Origin of the sequence: Prevotella sp. HMSC073D09, assembly GCF_001814145.1 — a bacterium.
Classification (GTDB): Bacteria; Bacteroidota; Bacteroidia; order Bacteroidales; family Bacteroidaceae; genus Prevotella; species Prevotella conceptionensis.
Genome location: NZ_KV815046.1, coordinates 1 through 1,309 on the forward strand (window position 1 = coordinate 1; position 1,309 = coordinate 1,309).

General features: G+C 43.5%; 2 protein-coding genes. Both read right to left on the reverse strand.

Annotated features, from left to right (window positions below; all coding sequences use genetic code 11):
* Nucleotides 1-34 precede the first annotated feature (34 nt).
* Nucleotides 35-646: a master DNA invertase Mpi family serine-type recombinase gene (locus HMPREF2955_RS02120; RefSeq protein ID WP_070720440.1), complete on the reverse strand. Its 612-nt coding sequence runs from the start codon at nucleotides 644-646 to the stop codon at nucleotides 35-37.
* Nucleotides 647-719: 73 nt separating this feature from the next.
* On the reverse strand, nucleotides 720-1,309 hold a 590-nt coding region (locus tag HMPREF2955_RS02125), incomplete at its 5' end, for an IS982 family transposase (RefSeq protein ID WP_070720442.1).

The following is a 1,309-nucleotide window of genomic DNA, read 5'->3' on the forward strand; positions in this document are numbered from 1 at the left end:
CAAACGGAGTTCTGTTGCTGCACAAAATCGCTCATTAGTTTTCTGCCAATCTTTTGAGTCTAATAAACCGTGCAAGGGTATTCCTATCAACCTTGCAAATTTTCGCTATTTTTCGAAAGGATGTGCCATTCTTCAGCAACTCTGATATGAGAACTTCCTTGCCTGAAAGTTTGTATTTGTCGGGGGAACTTTTGCGGCCTTTAGGACGACCAAGTACAATACCCTCTGCTTTCTTTCTCGCCAACGCTTCTTTTGTGCGTTGGCTGATAAGGTTGCGCTCAATTTCTGCCGATAGCCCAAAGGCAAAAGCGAGTACTTTACTTTGAATGTCATCGCCAAGGCGATAGTTGTCTTTGATAGTCCAAACACGACATTCCTTAGTCATGCAGATGTTCAATATCTCCATAATCATAAAGAGGTTTCTACCAAGTCGTGATAACTCACTACAAATAATAATATCGTCCTTGTTTATTTTCTTCAACAGATTTCCCAGCTGCCGTTTTGTATAGTTCTTTGTGCCGCTGATAGTTTCCTCAATCCAATCGTCAATCGAAAGATTTTGGCGTTCGCAAAAATGATTAATTTCGAAGCGTTGATTTTCCACTGTTTGCTTATCGCTGCTTACTCTAATATATCCGTAAATCATATTTGTATTGTGTGATAGTTATTACTTTCACGAATACAAACGAATATTACGCCAGTTCGGGATAAGGATTTGCTTAGAAAAGTTCCAATTGCCTACTCTTTTCAATGCGCACGGGCAGTGCCTCAGGCTTATTCTCGAAGAAGCAGTATGCAGCCAATGCCGCACAAAGATTCATGAGGAAGTTATGTACGGAGCGATGGCGTGAACGGACAAGGTTGGCCTTGTTCTTGTGTAGTTCGTTGATGCATTCTATTATACATCGCTTGCGCGGCATCATCTTGTCCCACAAGGGCATAAGCTTGTTTTTCATGTTTGATTTGAGCCCATGAACGAGGTGGATGCCTTGATTGAAGAGGTTCTCAAAGAACTCTTGCCTGATGTAGCCCTTGTCGGCAAACACTTTACCGTAGAGCACCTTGGTGAAGACCTTCCACACCCTAGGGTCCCTGTCGTCCACGTTTGCGGGAGTCAGGCAGAACGTGAGTACATCGCCCATCTCGTTGCACAGCAGATGAAGCTTGAAACCATGACACCATCCCATCGTTCCCTTTCCGTTCTTGGCAAGTCCATCAAACACCTTGTTGAATTTCCTCCTCATGTTGTAGCATACGGGAATCATCGTACTGTCCACGAAACTAATGCCCGTGCACTTTCCAAAACCTT